A 16,373-nucleotide genomic window follows, 5' to 3' on the forward strand; every position below is an offset into this window, starting at 1 on the left:
GGCTCAACTGATTGCCTTCAACTGCTCCCGGAACCAGATCAGCGCCGGCTCCCGCTCGTAAGCCTTGTGCCAATACAGGTGCACGTCGATAGACGGCAGGTCCGCCGGCGGATCCATAATCCGGATGTTGGCCCGCTCGGCGATAATTCTGGCGTAAGCTTCCGGCATGGTCAGCAGCAGATCGGTCTCTTCCACCACTCTGCAGGCGGCATAGTAGTGCTGACACCGCAAGCGGATACTCCGTTGTACCCCCAGTCGCGATAGTTCAAAGTCCTCAATCCCGGGTCCTTCGGTCCGCGAGGATACCAGCACGTGTTTTGCGGACAGGTACCCTTCCATATCCAGCGACTCTGTTGCCAGCGGGTGCCCCTCCCGGGCCAGAACCACCAGACGGTCGCGCCTCAGGAGTTCGTGGGACGTCTGGTTACTCACGGGCAACAGCACATCCACGGCAAAATCCAGTTTGCCGGCCGCCAGTTGCGTCTCCATGTCGCGCCTCGCGATCCTCTGGCTGACAATTTCCAGTTCCGGATAGGCGTCCAGGCGCGCCATCAGGCGGGGCAGGAAGGTCGATTCCAGAATGTCACGTAGCCCGAGCGAATAGGTTTTACGCTGGGTGGCCGGATCAAAGGCATGAAACTGGTTTACCGCGCCCTGGATCTGGGTGAGCCCCGGTCGCATGGACTCAAGGAACCGCCGGGCCAGTGGTGTTGGCACCATCTGGTTGCCCTGACGGGTAAACAGGGGGTCGTCAAAATGGTCCCTTAGCCTCGACAGGGAATGACTGACAGCCGGCTGAGTGAGATGCAGTGACCTGGCTGCACGAGTCAGGCTTCCCTCCCGGTAGATGGTGTCGAACACGTGCAACAGGTTCAGGTCCAGGCGGTTGAGGGCCATGAGCGGGATCCGTTTCTGGAGAATTTGAATAAGTTTGGTTAATAATAAACGATAAGAATAATTCAGTCGCGTAATAGTTAAGTCATCCCTAGACTGGTCTCAACGTGATGATTCCGTGCACGCCACCGTGCAACCGTTAGCGAGGAGACGGCGATGGATTTCAATATTTCCGAGAAAGGCCAGGATTATCTCAACCGCGTGAAGCAGTTCATGAAGGATGAGATTTTTCCCATTGAAGAGCAGTACCACAAGGAACTTGCTTCTCTGGATAACCGCTGGGTTGTGCTGCCGATCATCCGGGAGCTAAAGGAAAAAGCCAAAGCCCAGGGCCTCTGGAACATGTTTTTCCCGGACGAAAAATACGGCTGTGGCCTGTTGAACTCCGACTACGCCCTGATTGCCGAGGAAACCGGCCGCAGCTTCATTGCCCCGGAGATTTTCAACTGCAACGCGCCAGATACCGGCAATATGGAAGTATTGATCCACTATGGCTCTGAAGAGCAAAAAGCCGAGTGGTTACCGCGTCTGCTGAGCGGCGAGATCCGCTCCGCCTTCTGTATGACTGAGCCGGCGGTTGCCTCTTCCGATGCCACCAATATGGAGGCAACGGCCGTTGTTGAAGGCGACGAAGTGGTTCTGAACGGTCGCAAGTGGTGGAGCACCGGTATCGGGCATCCCGACTGTAAGGTTGCCATCTTCATGGGTCTGACGGATCCGGATGCGCACAAGCATCGCCGTCATTCCATGGTGCTGGTGCCGCTGGACACGCCTGGCGTCAAGATCGAGCGTATGCTGCCGGTATTCGGTGAATATGATGAGCCCTATGGCCATGGCGAGGTGCTTTTTGACAACGTGCGTTTGCCCAAGAGCGCATTCATTGCCGGTCCGGGTCGGGGCTTCGAGATTGCCCAGGGCCGTCTTGGGCCGGGCCGAGTGCACCACTGTATGCGGGCAATCGGTGCGGCAGAGCGCACGCTGGAGATTCTGATCAAGCGAGCAACGACTCGTGAGGCCTTCGGACGGCCGATCGCCAAGCTGGGCGGTAATCCGGATATCATAGCCAATGCCCGTATGGCTATTGAGCAGGCCCGTCTACTCACGCTGAAATGCGCCTGGGCACTGGATACCAAGGGCATCATGGGGGCGCTTCAGGAGGTCTCCATGATCAAGGCGGTGATTCCATCCATGCTGCAAACCATTGTGGATCAAGCCATTCAGATTCACGGTGGTGCCGGAGTCAGTGATGACGACTTCCCGCTGACACAGCTGTTTGCCTATGCCCGTGTTTTACGCCTGGCGGATGGTCCGGATGAGGTGCATCGGGCTATGGTTGCCCGGTTGGAGCTCCGGAAGTACAAGAACTGATAGCTCGGTGTTGGAGCGGGCGGGGCTGGCCTTCTGAAACACGCTGTGAATACGTCCATGTACGCTTGGCTACGCCATCCATGGCTCCGCACAGTTTCAGAAGGCCAGCCCCGCCCACTCTCGTATACCTGTGAGTTAAGCTGACTAAAAATTCGATACAACGGGAATCACCATGACACAGAGAGTATTCATCACGGGTGGCGCAAGCGGACTTGGCCGAGCCATCGCACTGCGTTATGCCAAAGAAGGCGCCAAAGTTTGCATCGGCGACATTAATCCGGAGCAGGGTGTTGGCGTTGAGAAAGAGATTACCGCAGCCGGAGGCGAGGGCTACTTCGTTGAGTGCGATGTTCGACGCCTGACCGATTTCGAAAAGGTACGCGATGATCTTGTGAAGAAATGGGGTGGCGTTGATGTGGTGGTGAACAACGCTGGCGTTGCCTCTGCCGGTTCCATTGAAGATACCACCATGGCGGATTGGGAGTGGATTCTCGATATCAACGTGCTGGGTGTGGTTCGCGGCTGCAAGGCGTTCACGCCGCAGTTCAAGCAGCAGGGCTCCGGGGCATTTGTGAATGTGGCCTCCATGGCCGGGCTGATGCTGGCGCCGTTGATGGATAGCTACAATGTGACCAAGGCCGGGGTGATTGCCCTGTCTGAAACCCTGAGCCAGGAACTTCGGGATGCCGGTATTCATGTGAGCTGTGTATGCCCGGCATTTTTCCAGACCAATCTGACCAGCAGCATGCGTTCAGATATCCCCGGCATTCAGCAGAACGTGAACAAGCTGATGAAGCGCTCCACGGTAACCGCCGAGGACGTGGCCGAGGATATTTTCCGGTCGGTCAACAACAAGAGCTTCTGGGTACTGCCCCACGCCAAGGAGCGCCGCATGTGGATGCTCAAACGCCATGCGCCCAAGGCTTTCGACTGGCTGATGCATCAGGAAAGCAAGCGCTGGATGAGCAAGATGGGTGGCAGCAAGGCCTGAATGCGCGGTTTTTTTACTGTTTTAAACTGAAGATTCAAAAGGAGAGTCCTGAATGACCCAGATCGACGAGGCCGTGGACATCCGGGAAGGCGAGGAGCTGGACACTGGCGCCGTAGACCGGTTCATGAAAGAGGCGATCCCGGATCTGCAAGGCGAGCCAGAGATTCGTCAATACCCGGGTGGCGCCTCAAACCTGACCTATCAGGTGGATTACGGCGACCGGTCCTACGTCTTGCGCCGGCCGCCGTTTGGCAAGATTGCCAAGTCTGCCCACGACATGCTGCGTGAGGCGAAGGTCATGCGGGCGCTCAAACCGGTTTATCCCTACGTACCCAACATCATTGCCATTTGCGATGATCACGACGTGCTGGGTTGCGATTTCTACGTGATGGAACGGTTGAAGGGCATTATCCTGCGCCAGGACTTTCCCAAGGATTTCGAGCTCAGTGAAGCCGATACCCGCAAGCTTTGCCTGAACGTGATCGACAAACTGGTGGATCTTCACCGTGTGGATGCCAAGGCAGCAGGCCTCGACAAGCTGGGCAAGGGCGAGGGCTACGTTCAGCGCCAGATTGGCGGTTGGAGCGACCGTTTCCGCAAGGCCCGCACCGACGATGTGGGTGACTTTGAGCAGGTAATGAGCTGGCTCAATGACAAAATGCCAGAAGACATTGCCCAGGTGGTGATCCACAACGATTTCCGCTTCGACAACGTGGTGCTGAACCCGGACAACCCGTTCGAGGTCATTGGCGTACTGGACTGGGAGATGGCCACCATCGGTGATCCGCTGATGGATCTTGGAAACAGCCTGGCCTACTGGATTGAGGCGGACGACGAAGGCCCGTTCCAGATGCTGCGCCGCCAACCGACCCATCGCCCGGGCATGCTTACCCGCAAGGAAGTGGTGGCATATTACATGGAGCAGTCCGGCTTCAAGGTCGACAACTTCGACTTCTATGAGATCTACGGCCTGTTCCGGCTGGCAGTGATCATCCAGCAGATCTATTACCGTTTCTACCATGGCCAGACCAAGGACAAGCGTTTCGCCGCCTTTGGCCATGCCGCTAATTATCTCGAAAAGCGCTGCCAGCGGTTGATTGCGGAGAGCTCCCTGTAATGGCGACGATTTATCTGGTTCGTCACGGCCAAGCCAGTTTCGGGAAAGAAAACTACGATCAATTGTCTCCCACGGGCTGGGAGCAGGGTAGGGTGCTTGGCCGCTGGCTGGCGGGCAAAGTGGAACCGGCAGCGGTTTTCGGAGGCGATCTGGAACGCCACCGGGAAACCGTTGAAGCCATCGCCACCGGGTACGGATCCAAACTGCCCGATATGCAGGTGGTTCCCGGCTTCAACGAGTTTGATCACACCACTGTGGTGGCCCGGTACCGCCCGGAGTGGAGTGACCGCGCGGTGATGGCGCGGGACCTCAAGGCGTTTCCCAAACCGGCCAAAGCGTTCCAGGAGGCCTTTGTGCACGCGGTGCATCGCTGGGCCTCGGGCGAGTTTGACCACGAGTACGAGGAAAGCTGGCCGGACTTCAAGGCCCGCGTTCTGGCGGCCTTCGAGGAAATGATTGACTACGCCGATGGCGGCGATGTGCTGGTGGCGACCTCCGGCGGGCCGATTTCCGTGATCGCCCAGCACCTGCTCGGTCTTGATGACGCCCGGGCACTCGGTCTGAACGAGGTGATCGCCAACACCAGCGTGTCGCGGGTCCTGTATTCCGGCCCCCGGCGAAGCCTGGCCGTTTTTAATAACTACAGCCACCTGGAAGCGGATGATCCCGCCCTGGTGACATTCCGATAGTGAATCGAGGTGAACGAATGAGCAGCAAGAACCTGTTTGATCTGACTGGCAAGGTTGCCCTGATTACCGGTGCCAGTCGCGGCATCGGCGAGAGCATTGCCCGGACCCTGGCCGAGTATGGCGCCCACGTAATCGTCAGCAGCCGCAAGATTGATGGTTGCGAAGCGGTTGCCAGCAGCATCCGGGATGCCGGCGGTAGCGCCGAAGCCTATGCTTGTCACATTGGCGATATGGATCAGATCGAAAGCATCTGGGCGCACATTGACCAGACCCACGGCAAGCTGGATATTCTGGTGAACAATGCTGCTGCCAACCCTTATTTCGGGCCGGTGGAAGACACCGACCTGGGCGCGTTCAACAAGACCGTGGATGTGAATATCCGGGGCTATTTCTTCATGTGCGCCCGCGGCGCCCAGATGATGAAAAAAGCCGGTGGTGGCTCTATCGTGAACGTGGCTTCCGTGAACGGCGTCAATCCGGGGCACTATCAGGGCATTTACTCGGTCACCAAGGCCGCCGTAATCTCCATGACCAAGTCCTATGCCATGGAGCTGGGTCAGCAGAAAATCCGCGTGAACGCGCTGCTGCCAGGGCTGACCGATACCAAGTTTGCCAGCGCCCTGACCACCAACGAAGCCATCAAGAAGCAGGCTATGGCCCATATCCCCATGAAGCGGGTGGCCGATCCGGGCGAGATGGCGGGCACGGTGCTGTATCTGGTTTCCGATGCTTCCAGCTACACCACGGGCGCCTGCATCAATGCCGACGGTGGCTACCTGACAGTCTGAGTAATCGTTGGGGTCGGATGACCGCTTTCAGCCGACCCCGCCTTCACTACGTCCGAGCCTGTCAGGCCGGCGAACAGGTTAGTGCCTCGAAGTCATCGTTCAGCTCCACCGCCCGATCCTGGAGCTGGGCCAGTGTTTCCCTGTCACCTGCCATAATCAGGTCGTGCATCAGGGAGGACATGGCAGCCCGACTTTCTGCCATCATGACTTTATAGGCCTCACCACGCACCTCTTCGGAATTCAGAATCAGGTATTCCAGTTCCGCCTCGAACGTCGGCGCGTTTCTGTTTTCCAGCAGTTCCAGCAAGGCCAGTTGCCAGTTCCTTCGACCCTGCAGCCAGATCTCAGTCTGCTCGCCCCGATTGGCTGACCATTGCCGCACGATGTCGCGCTGCTCGCTGTTCAGGTCCCCCAGCCATCGCTCAACCCGCTCCGCGGTTCTCTCTGCACGTGCTTCGGCTGTCGCCTCCGGGGAGTCGGCCAGGAATTCGTCTTCCATTTCCCGCTGACTTTGCGCCATGTTGTTCGCCAACTCCTGCACCTGTTCATCGCTCAGGCTTGAGAGAAGGTTTACCGCGACAGGCGTTGCCTTTTCCAGAAGACTCGGGAAGAAACTGAAAAGCTGTTGTTGATGGTAGTCGACGGTGGCCTTGTCGGGTGGGTTGCTGGAAACATCAGACTCGAGTTCATCCAGCCAGGCCTGGTAGCGGGGCAATTCGGCACTGCAATGCCATTGCCGCAATTGATCAATGTCGCTGTTGAGCTGCTGTTTCTGGTCGGCCGTCAGTGTCACGTAGTCTTCTACCCACCACACGATGCCCCAGTCCGCGTATCGATAAGCCATCTTGGTCGAGCTGCAGCCAACCAGTCCAAGGACCAGTACCAGAATGAGAACAAACGGTTTGAAAAAGCCGGGTGTCCAGTCTTTGGCAGTATCCATGGCGCACCTGTCTTGGTAAAAAGGCTTATCGAAAAAAGATTGCAAGCTCACTATCATTTCATTTTTGAGTGATATCAGTGTACGACATATCACGCCTTTCAGATGCTGCTCCGGGGAACCCTGGAGCATTGTTCAGGAGAAGTCATGAGCAAAATGAGACTTTCACGTCTACGCCAGCTGATCTTTGGCTTTTACATGTCCGGAATTATGTCGCTGCTGATGTCCGGGGTGATCACCTTCATCAATACGGGCATCGACGGCGAATTCCACTACCGGTGGGGGCCGGCTTTTCTCGTTGCCTGGGCCGTTGCTTTTCCTCTCGTGACCTTCATCGCGCCGCTTGCCGGGAAGATGACTGAGTTCACCATGCGCAGGTTTGATTAATTGCGTACATCTGTAAGCTTAAATGTCAAAAGATGCAAATCCGTTCTTTCTGACTCCCCGTAAATGCATTGACGCATGATTCATGGACGGAAATTGTGCAGGTTCGAACCACTCAAATCCTGGTAAACAACCTCAAAAGTGGGGAGTTTGAAAAATGAAGACAAAATATGCTTTACCGATGGTTTTGGCGGGTAGCGTTATGCTATCCGGGTGTTGGCTTGATGACGATGATGATCCAGCAACAACCAGTGTTCGGGTCCTGCATGCGTCCTCTGATGCACCTGCGGTGAATGTACGGGTGAACGGTGATGTTGTCGTTCCAGGTGCGGATTATAAGCAGGCTGCCGTCCTCACTCCGGGTGCCGGTCTTGCTGATATCGCGGTTGATGGATTGCTGCCCGGCGGTGCTACCGCGACTGTAATTTCCGCTGACGGCGTATCGCTGCGTGCGGATACCAACTATGACGTGATCGCAGTTGGCAAAGTTGGTGACGAGACCATTGAGCCGCTGATCTTGACGGATGATGGTGCTCGTGATGATGCCAACAGTGCGCGCCTGAGGGTTGCGCATTTGTCGCCTGATGCTCAGACAGCTGCAGGCGGTCCAGTGGATGTATATGTGACTGCGTCCGGTGATCCGCTTCCTGCCGAAGCTACCTTTAGCTTCTCCTTCAAGGAAAGTGTAGGTCCACTGGAGCTTCCCGCTTCAGACGATTACCAGATTCGGGTTACCCCTGCGGGTTCCAGTACCGTTGTTTACGACAGTGGCCAAATTGGCTTGCCAGCCGGGTCTGATCTTCTGGTCGGCGCCGTTGACAACACGGGTGCAAACGGCGATGCAAGCCCAATCAGTCTGGTCGTACTGAATGGCAGTGAAGTTGCGGAGATTTTCGACGCAGGTCAGGACGCAGGAGTACGCGTTGTGCATGCCTCTTCTGATGCACCTAACGTAGATGTTTTTGTTGGTGAAACAGGTCCGGCGGCATTGTCCGATATCCCGTTCGGCAGTGTTTCTCCGTTTGCCTTCCTTGATGGTTATGCTGCTTTGCCGGCCGGGGATACCCGGGTTCGGGTAGCGGCTGCTGGAACCGGCCTAGGTGGCGGACAGGTTGTCATTGATGAGACATTGCCCCTTGCCAACGGCCAGGGTTATAGCGTTCTTGCGGTCGGTCAGTTGGCGAACATCGAGGCGCTTGTCGCAGAGGATACGGTGCGCAGCATTGCTACCCAAGCCTTCCTGAGAATCGTTCATGCTTCAACTGCGGCCGGCAATGTAGACATCTATCTGGTTCCCGGCACTCAGAACGGTATCGGTAACTCAGACCCGGCGTTGTCCGACGTTCCCTTCAAAGCGGTAACTGACTATCTTCCGATAGCCGAGGGCACGTATAACGTCTACATTGCACCGACAGGAACGGGCACACCGGCAATCACCGCCGAAGGTGTTGAGCTTAATGCAGGTGGAGTCTACACGGTAGTTGCACGGGATGCGGATCCAGCTAGTGCAGATCCGGCATTGCAAGCGCTAGGGCTGATCTTGTTCGATGATTTCGTTGGGCAGCCTCAGTAAGGCACACTGTTAAATCTTTGAAAAAGCCCCGGCCACGGCCGGGGCTTTTTATTGAATGCTAGTCTCAGAAGTGCCGGAAGCCGCATGTGAAATAGCGGTCCCGGTCGGCGGCCTGAAATGCAGCGAATACAGAATGCGGTCCAGCACGGCCTGGCCATTCCAGGCAGGATCGTTATTGACCATCCCGACCACGGCCCAGGTGGTGTTATTGGAATCGCGGGTGAATCCGGCGATCGACCTCACATTTTCCAGGTAACCGGTCTTGATGCGACCCTCGCCATCCATGCCGGTGTTGCGCAGGCGGCGTGCCATGGTTCCATCCATCGCGATGATAGGCATTGAGGCCATGAGGTCTGCCGAGTAGGCGCTGTTCCAGGCGTGTTCCAGTATTTGAGCGCCTTGGCGCGCGGTGATCCGCCCGTGTCGGGTGAGGCCAGCGCCGTTGTCGATCACCATGCCGGCGGTATTGATGCCCTTGTTTTCAAGCCAGTCGTAGATCACCCGTATACCGGCAACCCGGTCATCGCTTTCATCTTCCTGGCGGTTTTCCGCACCAATGGTGAGGAGCAGTTGGCGCGCCATCACGTTGCTGCTCCACTTGTTGATGTCCCTCACCATGGTAACCAGGTCCGGCGAGGTGGTTTTCATCACCAGTCGGGCATCCTCAGGCGTTACGCCATTCAGGTCTCCACCTGACACTACGACGCCAAGGTCTGCCAGCAAGGAGCGAATCAACGAGGCGCTGTACTGCTCATGGGACAGCAATGAAAGATAGGTAGTGGTTCGGCAGCCCTGGGGAAGTTCACCGGTTACCCGAACGGTCACCCGGTGGTCTTCATGAATGATGGGCTCCCATTCAAAGTTTCTTCGTGATGGGCACGGGCCTTCTGCAGTGGCAACCACACGGTTGTCGATCACAACTTCGCCCAAGGAGGGCGTGCTCCAGGCCTGGGTGCCACGCTCATCGGCACGCACCTGGAAATGCATCAGGTTCAGGTTGGTCAGATAGGCGGACGGTTCCACCAGAAAGGGCGCGTGGGGGTTGTCGCCGTTGTCTTCAAACGCAGGAAAACCACCGTCTACCTGAAAGTAGGAACCATCAAGGATCAGGTCTCCCTCGATTCTGGTAATTCCCATGCTGCGAAGCTCACCCAGTGTGGTCCAGAGGCGTTCAATAGTGAGCTTGGGATCACCTCCGAAGCGGACGTAGAGATTACCCTTGAGAGTGTCTCCGACCATGACACCGTCGGTCAGGAAATCGGTATCCCAATGGTGGTTGGGCCCGAGAACCTCCAGCGCCGCAAAGGTTGTCACCAGCTTCATGATGGAACCGGGGCTCATCAGCGCATCGGCATTGATGTACTGATTGATGCCGGGCCCATTCAGCGGAATGGCGGCCATGCTCATGGCATCTTCATTGTGGAGGGACTTGAGCGCGTAATCCTGAAGCTGGTTCGTCCAGAGGCGATTTCCCGAGAAACCGGAATTATCGTTTTCGGCGACCACAACGGACGGGGTGGTAATCACGGCAAGGGCCGTGAGGGATGCCAAAAGAGACCGTCTGAATCCAGAACCTGTTTTTTCTCTACTTTCAGAACGCCGCATACCCGGGGCTACCATGATCGCTATCCAGTGAGTTCCTATAGTCCAACAATAGCCCATCCTGCCGGTTTGTACTATGCAGAAAAGCTCTACATGACGTTAAAAAATGGCAGTAGTGTCGTTGTTTGTATTGAACTTTTGTGACGCGATGTAAGTGCCCTTGCGAATCATGGAGTTAGGTGGATAAAAATTAACCTTCGGGTTGTCAATGACTTTGCTATCGGATTTATGGGTGCTTTTTCCGGCGTTTGAGTCATGGAATTCGCGGCCGAAAAGGCGTTTCCTGATGAATGTGTAACCAAGTGTTCCGAAAACAACAAAAGGAGGACACCATGATTGGTATTCCACTGGGTCTTTTGACCGCCAATGGCGTGGAATGGGTATTCCATAAACACGTTCTTCATGAGCTGGGCCGGAACCGGGCAAGTTTCTGGTCGTTTCACTGGCACGATCATCACCGAAACGTACGCCAAAATGGCTTCCTGGATGACGACTATCGCAGACTGCCCCTGACTTGGAATGCCCAAACCAAGGAGGTGGCTGCCCTCGTTGCGGGGGCTGCAGCAGTCACCCCGCTGCTGCCATTCGCACCATTTTTTGTGGGTACTCTCTATTACAGCGCCTGGAATTACTACCGGGTACATAAGCGCTCACATCTGGACCCGGAATGGGCGAGAAAGCACCTGCCCTGGCACTATGATCATCATATGGGACCCAACCCTAATGCCAACTGGTGCGTGACCAAACCCTGGTTTGATCACATCATGGGTACCCGGGAGCCAATGGAAAATCGTCAGATTGCGTGATAATGGCGTGGTCTCCAAAAAAAGGTTTGTTTATGTCGAATATGCTTTCTCATAACGTCCACGTGCTGGGCTCGGTCGCCACATCGTCGCTCACTGCCTGGCGTGGTTGCCTGGTGGTAAAAAATGTTCCCCAGCCGGAAAAGCCGATCGTGCTCTATGACATGGAGGGCTGTCCGTACTGCCGTCGTGTTCGTGAAGCCCTGACTGCCCTTAACCTGGATGTGGAAATCCGGCCCTGTCCGAAGGGCGGGTCGGTTTTCCGGGCCCAGGCGGAGGCGCTGGGAGGCCGGCAACAGTTCCCTTTGCTGGCGGACCAGAACACGGGCACGGTCATGTACGAATCCGAGGAGATCATCGAGTATCTGTTCCGGCAATATGCCGGCCGGTCGGTACCGTCCTACTATCGTGGTCGGGTCTGGCAGCCGGTCCTGGGCTCTGTAGCCTCGGTAACCAGCGCCATGCGGGGGCTGAGGGTCAGCCAGGGCAAGCGGCCGGAGCAGCCGCTGCACCTCTGGAGTTTCGAGGGCAGCCCGTTTTCACGTTTGGTGCGTGAGCGGCTGTGTGAGCTGGAAATTCCGTATACCTTGCACAACCTCGGGAAGGAGCACTGGACAGAGATCGGGCCAGCGAAGCAGCGCATCAAGCCGGGGCCTTATACGCCGATTCCCGGTGGCAAGCGAGATGCGTTTTTCCAGGTGCACAAGCGGGTTCAGGTGCCCTATCTTGAAGATCCCAACACCGGGGAAGGGCTGTTCGAGTCTGCCCGTATTCTGAAATATCTTGACGCTCACTACGGGAACTGACCTCCGACTAAGACTGTCAGCTCTCGAGTGGTCGCATGGGCGGGTCATCCCTTTGCCAGACACGCCGTAAATACTTCCATGTAGGCTCGGTCGGGCCATCCCTGGCCCTCCACGGTCTGTCAAAGGGATGACCCGCCCACGCTGTGGCACCTTGTGCTATTCGCACGGAAATTCGTTGCGGAGGGAATGCAGGCATGGCTGACTGGTTCAGTAGAAGACAGTTTCTAATCACTGCGGGGCTTGCCGGGCTCGCTTTGAAGTCTCCGGTTTTGTTCGCAAACACCTCGAAAACTCCATCTTCATCTCCCATCATGCGCCGGATTCCCGGCACAGACGAATCCATCCCTGCAATCGGTATGGGCACCTGGATCACCTTCAACGTTGGTGGTGACGAACAATTAATCACCCAGCGCACTGAGGTTTTGAAAACCTTTTTCGAGCTCGGCGGCACGGTGGTCGATGGCTCGCCGATGTATGGCAGCGCTGCAGATGTAATGGGCGAGGCGCTGAACGCTCTGGACGGCCACGACCGGATTTTTGCAGCTACCAAGATCTGGACCGGTGATGAATCAGAAACCCGGGCCGAGGCGGCGCGTTCGAGCAGGCGTTGGGGTGTTGATCGGTTCGATTTGTTGCAGGTGCACAATCTGTTGGGCTGGCAGGGGCATCTTGAAACGCTCAAGCAGATGAAGGCGAACGGTGAGGTTCGGTATATCGGCATCACCACATCCCATGGTCGCCGGCATCGGGAATTCGCGCAGATTATGGAGCGGGAGCCTCTGGATTTTGTGCAGCTGACCTACAACGTTCTGGACCGGGAGGTTGAGGACCGGTTGCTGCCATTGGCCCAGCAGCGCGGAATCGGGGTGATCGTCAATCGTCCATTCCAGGGTGGTTCGCTGTTCCGTCGGTTCCAGTCGGAGCCACTGCCCGATTGGGCCGGGGAGGCCGGTATTGGCAACTGGGCGGAGTTTTTCCTCAAGTACATTATTTCCCACCCGGCGGTGACCTGTGCCATTCCGGCGACCAGTAAGGTCGAGCACATGAAGGAAAACATGGGGGCTATGTACGGTACATTGCCTGATGCCAGCCAGCGCCAGCGGATGGCGGGTTACGTGAGGTCGCTGTGAGTGGGGCTGACTGGCTGAGCTACTCGCTACAGGATTTCGTGATGTTCGGGCCGCAGGTGTTTCTGCGGCTGTTTGTCCGAATCAACCAGGATCTATGGCCCTGGCAGTTGCTGGCGGTAGTGATCGCCATTTTTATACCGGTGCTGATCTCCAGACAGAGCAGGGCGGCAAGGCGTTTGGCCGTCGGCCTGATGTCGCTTGCCTGGATTGTCAGCGGTTACGGGTTTCTGGTGGGCTATTTCGGCCCCATTAACTGGCCGGCGGCGTGGTTTGGGTGGGCCTTCGTGGTCCAGGGCGCGTTGCTTGCGGCTGCCGTGTTTTCAGGCGGGGTTCATGACAGCAGGCTAGCGATCGGAAGACTTGCCGTACTCTGGCTGCTTGCTGTCTGTGTCTTGCCCTGGTTGGCAATGGCTGATTCCGGCCAGTGGGAGGCCGTCGGATTGTTTGGCGTAGCACCCGGCACCACCGCAGCGGCTGGCGCGCTCGCTCTGGCACTCGTGACCAGGACCTGGCGCTGGGTCTACCTGCCGCTGCTGGTGTTGTGGAGTCTGTTCAGTGCCGCCCTCTTATGGGTGCTTCAGACCTGGTGGTTGCTTGTCACCCCGGTGGCTACGCTCTTGCTGGTTGGAGCCGGGTTCTGGCTCAGTCCCAGGACGGCGCAAAGTCCGGATTAGCGATGCGTTCGTTACGGTCCAGTTCGTCAATCGCGTGGATTTCCTCCTCGCTCAACTCAACCTCCAGCGCCTCCAGGTTAGCCTTCTGGTGGCCGGGCCGTGTTGAGGAGGGGATCGGCACAACGCCTCTCGATGCCACCCAGGCAATAGCCACCTGGGCCGGCGTCAGGTTTCGCTCAGCGGCAATGCGCTGCAGTGTTTCGTCCTCCATCACCTTACCGACTGCCAGCGGCATATAGCCGGTCACGGTAATGCCGAGCTTCTGGGCATGTGCCACCACCTTGCGGTTGGCCAGGAACGGATGCACTTCTACCTGGTTGGTGAAGATGGGCGTGTCGCCCAATATGGCTTTCGCCTCATCCATCTGGGCACAGGTAAAGTTCGAAATGCCGATGTGCTCTGCCAGACCCTCGCGCTGGGCATCCCTCAAGGCACCCAGATACTCCTTCATGGGCACTTCGTCACCGGGCGATGGCCAGTGGATCAGCGCCAGATCCACATGGTCGGTTTTGAGCCGTGCGAGGCTGTCATGGAGGCTGTTGATCAGGTCACTGGCGTGCAGCTGGTCGTGCCAGATTTTGGTGGTCAGGAAAATTTCCCGGCGCGGAATACCACTTGAGGTAATGCCATCACCAACTTCCGCTTCGTTCCCGTACATCTGGGCGGTATCGATATGGCGGTAGCCCAGGGACAGGGCGCTCTTGACGGCGTCCCGGGCGTCGTTGCCCTTGAGCCGGAACGTTCCCATGCCGATTTTCGGAAGTGCGCTGAATGACATAGTGTCCTCCTTAGCGAATCGTGTGTTCTTAAAGTGGTGCCGGCAGACTGGTTCTTCAAGTGGCCGCCGGGTATCATCGCGCCTGAATCAACCTCTGAGCCGAACCAGTGAGGCCCGCACCATGTACACCGGTCGTTGCCTGTGTGGCGATATCTGTTTTGAATACGATGGCCCTATCGGCCCGGTTGCCCTGTGCCACTGCAGCCAATGCCGGCGCGCCCACGGTAGCGCGTTCTCGGCCAGCGCGCCGGTGCAGAAGGTGAGGTTCCGGTTCGTAACCGGCGAAGACAAGATTACCGAGTTCGAATCGCGTCCCGGCAAGTACCGGGGCTTCTGCAGCCGTTGCGGCAGCCAGCTTTACAGCCGTGTTGACGCCATCCCCGGCATACTGCGTCTACGGGTTGGCTGTATCAACGAACCCCTGAGCAAGGGGCCGGCCCAACATGTGTTTGTGGGCTCAAAATCCGATTGGTTCGAGATTACCGACGAGCTGCCACAGTTTGAAAAGACTGAACGAACCAACGATCCTCACTGAAGCGGTACCATCCGATAGACCTTGCCCCTTGGTGAATCTGTCAGTAACCACAGGGCGCCGTCAGGGCCCATGCGTACGTCACGAATACGCTCGCCGAGATCGGTCAGCAGATCTTCCTCTTCTGTCACTTTGCCATCCTGAATGCGCAGGCGAACCAGCTTGCGCATTTTGAGTGCTCCCACGAACAGATCCCCCTGCCATTCCGGGAACAGGTCACCGGTATAAAACGCCATGCCAGATGGCGCAATGGACGGATCCCAGTAATGAAGTGGCTGGGCCATGCCTTCCTTTTCGGTGTCGTCAGTGATGGGCAGGCCAGAATAGTCGATGCCGAAGGTGATTGTCGGCCAACCGTAATCGGTTCCTGCCCGGATGATGTTGATTTCGTCGCCACCCCGGGGACCATGCTCGTGGCTCCATATTTCGCCCGTTTCCGGGTGGATCGTCATGCCCTGGATATTGCGGTTACCGGTTGTATAGAAGGTATCGTTAACCCCGCTGGTGTCGAGGAAAGGATTGCCGGGCGCGGGACCGCCGTCAGTCGTAATCCGGTGAACGCCACCGGCATCATCACCATTGTCCTGGGCCCGGTCCATCTCGCCACGGTCTCCAACGGAGATGTAAAGATTGCCTTCCCGATCAAATTCCATCCGACCTGCAAAGTGCCTGCTGGTGTTCGAGCGGGGTAGCGCTTCAAAGATGACGTCAACGCCGGTAAGGCGCTCTCCGTCCAGTCGGGCGCGTGCCACGCGGGTGGTCATGCCGTCCCGGTTTCGATGGGCATAGCTCAGGAACAGAATCTGATTCTGTTCAAATTCCGGGTGCAGAATCACGTCCAGCAGCCCACCCTGGCCGGATACGACGAGCTCTGGTAGCCCGCTGATAGGGGTACTCAACAGCGCGCCGTTACGGATCATTCGCAGCCGTCCTTCCCGCTCCGTCACCAGCATGGAGCCATCCGGCAGGAACGCCAGGCTCCAGGGATGCTCGAGGCCTTGTGCAATGGTCTCGAGCCGGAAATCGGTTTTGTCGGAGGAAAAGGTCGGGTTTGCCATGCTGGTAACGGCAACCAGCATTAGACTGCCTGTCAGTACAAGGTGTTTGAGTATACCCATTGGAGCCTCCGTTCCTACCGGTGCCGTGTGAACATTGAGAGTAGCAGTTGAAGCGGGCTTCGCCGAAGCGTGTCCCATTATCAAGAGTATAGGGCTTCCTTTGGATTACAGATCAGTGGTCTCCTGTTGCAAATAATAATGATTCGCAATAGAGTAAAGGCCACTGGGTTCACCTCAAACGGGAGAAAA

The 16,373-nt window shown here is 57.1% G+C and carries 17 protein-coding genes; 12 read left to right on the forward strand and 5 right to left on the reverse strand.

Translation table 11 applies throughout. The annotated features are described in order from the left end of the window. Positions 1-3 precede the first annotated feature (3 nt). Positions 4-897, reverse strand: coding sequence for a LysR family transcriptional regulator (locus tag ACP86_RS15220; RefSeq protein WP_008176107.1), 894 nt, complete (start codon positions 895-897; stop codon positions 4-6). 153 nt (positions 898-1,050) lie between these two features. Here ACP86_RS15220 and ACP86_RS15225 point away from each other — a divergent pair, with 153 nt between their 5' ends. The 5 genes from ACP86_RS15225 to ACP86_RS15245 all read left to right on the forward strand — a co-directional run bounded on the left by ACP86_RS15225 (position 1,051) and on the right by ACP86_RS15245 (position 5,847). After that, positions 1,051-2,262 carry an acyl-CoA dehydrogenase family protein gene (locus ACP86_RS15225; protein ID WP_053114652.1) on the forward strand — a complete coding sequence of 404 codons (1,212 nt, stop codon included), beginning with the start codon at positions 1,051-1,053 and terminating at the stop codon, positions 2,260-2,262. A 172-nt stretch (positions 2,263-2,434) separates the two neighbouring features. Continuing rightward, complete coding sequence (locus ACP86_RS15230) at positions 2,435-3,253, forward strand: SDR family oxidoreductase (protein WP_053114653.1); 819 nt, start codon at positions 2,435-2,437, stop codon at positions 3,251-3,253. Between the two features lie 52 nt (positions 3,254-3,305). After that, complete coding sequence (locus tag ACP86_RS15235; protein ID WP_014576312.1) at positions 3,306-4,370, forward strand: phosphotransferase family protein; 1,065 nt, start codon at positions 3,306-3,308, stop codon at positions 4,368-4,370. Then, positions 4,370-5,059, forward strand: a complete 690-nt coding sequence (locus ACP86_RS15240) for a histidine phosphatase family protein (RefSeq protein ID WP_014576313.1) — start codon at positions 4,370-4,372, stop codon at positions 5,057-5,059. Before ACP86_RS15235 ends, ACP86_RS15240 begins: the two co-directional genes overlap by 1 nt. Before the next feature lie 17 nt (positions 5,060-5,076). After that, a complete protein-coding gene (locus tag ACP86_RS15245) occupies positions 5,077-5,847 on the forward strand; it encodes an SDR family oxidoreductase (protein WP_053114654.1) in 771 nt (256 codons plus the stop codon). 61 nt (positions 5,848-5,908) lie between these two features. Here ACP86_RS15245 and ACP86_RS15250 read toward each other — a convergent pair whose 3' ends face one another. Continuing rightward, complete coding sequence (locus tag ACP86_RS15250; protein WP_053114655.1) at positions 5,909-6,787, reverse strand: DUF6279 family lipoprotein; 879 nt, start codon at positions 6,785-6,787, stop codon at positions 5,909-5,911. 144 nt (positions 6,788-6,931) lie between these two features. Here ACP86_RS15250 and ACP86_RS15255 point away from each other — a divergent pair, with 144 nt between their 5' ends. Continuing rightward, on the forward strand, positions 6,932-7,171 hold the full coding sequence (locus ACP86_RS15255) for a DUF2798 domain-containing protein (RefSeq protein ID WP_041645013.1): 240 nt from the start codon (positions 6,932-6,934) through the stop codon (positions 7,169-7,171). Positions 7,172-7,325: 154 nt separating this feature from the next. Continuing rightward, positions 7,326-8,741: a DUF4397 domain-containing protein gene (locus tag ACP86_RS15260; RefSeq protein WP_075267669.1), complete on the forward strand. Its 1,416-nt coding sequence runs from the start codon at positions 7,326-7,328 to the stop codon at positions 8,739-8,741. Positions 8,742-8,789: 48 nt separating this feature from the next. On the opposite strand, the gene dacB is transcribed toward ACP86_RS15260, so the two are convergent. Beyond that, the gene (gene dacB / locus ACP86_RS15265) at positions 8,790-10,346 is read right to left on the reverse strand and encodes a D-alanyl-D-alanine carboxypeptidase/D-alanyl-D-alanine-endopeptidase (protein ID WP_176443063.1); all 1,557 of its coding nucleotides are present in this window, start codon (positions 10,344-10,346) and stop codon (positions 8,790-8,792) included. Positions 10,347-10,675: 329 nt separating this feature from the next. Between dacB and ACP86_RS15270 the strand changes: the two genes are divergently transcribed. The 4 genes from ACP86_RS15270 (at position 10,676) to ACP86_RS15285 (ending at position 13,756) form a co-directional block, all read left to right on the forward strand. Beyond that, on the forward strand, positions 10,676-11,149 hold the full coding sequence (locus ACP86_RS15270; RefSeq protein WP_053114658.1) for a sterol desaturase family protein: 474 nt from the start codon (positions 10,676-10,678) through the stop codon (positions 11,147-11,149). Between the two features lie 32 nt (positions 11,150-11,181). After that, positions 11,182-11,952: a glutathione S-transferase N-terminal domain-containing protein gene (locus tag ACP86_RS15275; RefSeq protein WP_053115543.1), complete on the forward strand. Its 771-nt coding sequence runs from the start codon at positions 11,182-11,184 to the stop codon at positions 11,950-11,952. A 194-nt stretch (positions 11,953-12,146) separates the two neighbouring features. Then, positions 12,147-13,082 carry an aldo/keto reductase gene (locus ACP86_RS15280; protein WP_075267671.1) on the forward strand — a complete coding sequence of 312 codons (936 nt, stop codon included), beginning with the start codon at positions 12,147-12,149 and terminating at the stop codon, positions 13,080-13,082. Further along, on the forward strand, positions 13,079-13,756 hold the full coding sequence (locus ACP86_RS15285) for a hypothetical protein (protein WP_141201842.1): 678 nt from the start codon (positions 13,079-13,081) through the stop codon (positions 13,754-13,756). The genes ACP86_RS15280 and ACP86_RS15285 overlap by 4 nt, the downstream gene beginning before the upstream one ends. On the opposite strand, the gene dkgB is transcribed toward ACP86_RS15285, so the two are convergent. Then, positions 13,725-14,534, reverse strand: coding sequence for a 2,5-didehydrogluconate reductase DkgB (dkgB, locus tag ACP86_RS15290; protein ID WP_053114660.1), 810 nt, complete (start codon positions 14,532-14,534; stop codon positions 13,725-13,727). The two genes, ACP86_RS15285 and dkgB, sit on opposite strands and share 32 nt — an antisense overlap. Positions 14,535-14,655: 121 nt before the next feature. Here dkgB and ACP86_RS15295 point away from each other — a divergent pair, with 121 nt between their 5' ends. Next, positions 14,656-15,069, forward strand: coding sequence for a GFA family protein (locus ACP86_RS15295; RefSeq protein ID WP_053114661.1), 414 nt, complete (start codon positions 14,656-14,658; stop codon positions 15,067-15,069). Here ACP86_RS15295 and ACP86_RS15300 read toward each other — a convergent pair. Next, positions 15,063-16,184: a PQQ-dependent sugar dehydrogenase gene (locus tag ACP86_RS15300; RefSeq protein WP_053114662.1), complete on the reverse strand. Its 1,122-nt coding sequence runs from the start codon at positions 16,182-16,184 to the stop codon at positions 15,063-15,065. The genes ACP86_RS15295 and ACP86_RS15300 overlap by 7 nt on opposite strands. Positions 16,185-16,373 lie beyond the last annotated feature (189 nt).

Origin of the sequence: Marinobacter sp. CP1 (genome assembly GCF_001266795.1) — a bacterium.
Taxonomy (GTDB): domain Bacteria; phylum Pseudomonadota; class Gammaproteobacteria; order Pseudomonadales; family Oleiphilaceae; genus Marinobacter; species Marinobacter flavimaris.

Excerpts from the sequence above, each read along its gene's own strand:
- ACP86_RS15220 (WP_008176107.1), bottom strand. The coding sequence starts at position 897 with ATGGCCCTCAACCGCCTGGACCTGAACCTGTTGCACGTGTTCGACACC.
- ACP86_RS15225 (WP_053114652.1), top strand. The coding sequence starts at position 1,051 with ATGGATTTCAATATTTCCGAGAAAGGCCAGGATTATCTCAACCGCGTG.
- ACP86_RS15230 (WP_053114653.1), top strand. The coding sequence starts at position 2,435 with ATGACACAGAGAGTATTCATCACGGGTGGCGCAAGCGGACTTGGCCGA.
- ACP86_RS15235 (WP_014576312.1), top strand. The coding sequence starts at position 3,306 with ATGACCCAGATCGACGAGGCCGTGGACATCCGGGAAGGCGAGGAGCTG.
- ACP86_RS15240 (WP_014576313.1), top strand. The coding sequence starts at position 4,370 with ATGGCGACGATTTATCTGGTTCGTCACGGCCAAGCCAGTTTCGGGAAA.
- ACP86_RS15245 (WP_053114654.1), top strand. The coding sequence starts at position 5,077 with ATGAGCAGCAAGAACCTGTTTGATCTGACTGGCAAGGTTGCCCTGATT.
- ACP86_RS15250 (WP_053114655.1), bottom strand. The coding sequence starts at position 6,787 with ATGGATACTGCCAAAGACTGGACACCCGGCTTTTTCAAACCGTTTGTT.
- ACP86_RS15255 (WP_041645013.1), top strand. The coding sequence starts at position 6,932 with ATGAGCAAAATGAGACTTTCACGTCTACGCCAGCTGATCTTTGGCTTT.
- ACP86_RS15260 (WP_075267669.1), top strand. The coding sequence starts at position 7,326 with ATGAAGACAAAATATGCTTTACCGATGGTTTTGGCGGGTAGCGTTATG.
- dacB (WP_176443063.1), bottom strand. The coding sequence starts at position 10,346 with ATGCGGCGTTCTGAAAGTAGAGAAAAAACAGGTTCTGGATTCAGACGG.
- ACP86_RS15270 (WP_053114658.1), top strand. The coding sequence starts at position 10,676 with ATGATTGGTATTCCACTGGGTCTTTTGACCGCCAATGGCGTGGAATGG.
- ACP86_RS15275 (WP_053115543.1), top strand. The coding sequence starts at position 11,182 with ATGTCGAATATGCTTTCTCATAACGTCCACGTGCTGGGCTCGGTCGCC.
- ACP86_RS15280 (WP_075267671.1), top strand. The coding sequence starts at position 12,147 with ATGGCTGACTGGTTCAGTAGAAGACAGTTTCTAATCACTGCGGGGCTT.
- dkgB (WP_053114660.1), bottom strand. The coding sequence starts at position 14,534 with ATGTCATTCAGCGCACTTCCGAAAATCGGCATGGGAACGTTCCGGCTC.
- ACP86_RS15295 (WP_053114661.1), top strand. The coding sequence starts at position 14,656 with ATGTACACCGGTCGTTGCCTGTGTGGCGATATCTGTTTTGAATACGAT.
- ACP86_RS15300 (WP_053114662.1), bottom strand. The coding sequence starts at position 16,184 with ATGGGTATACTCAAACACCTTGTACTGACAGGCAGTCTAATGCTGGTT.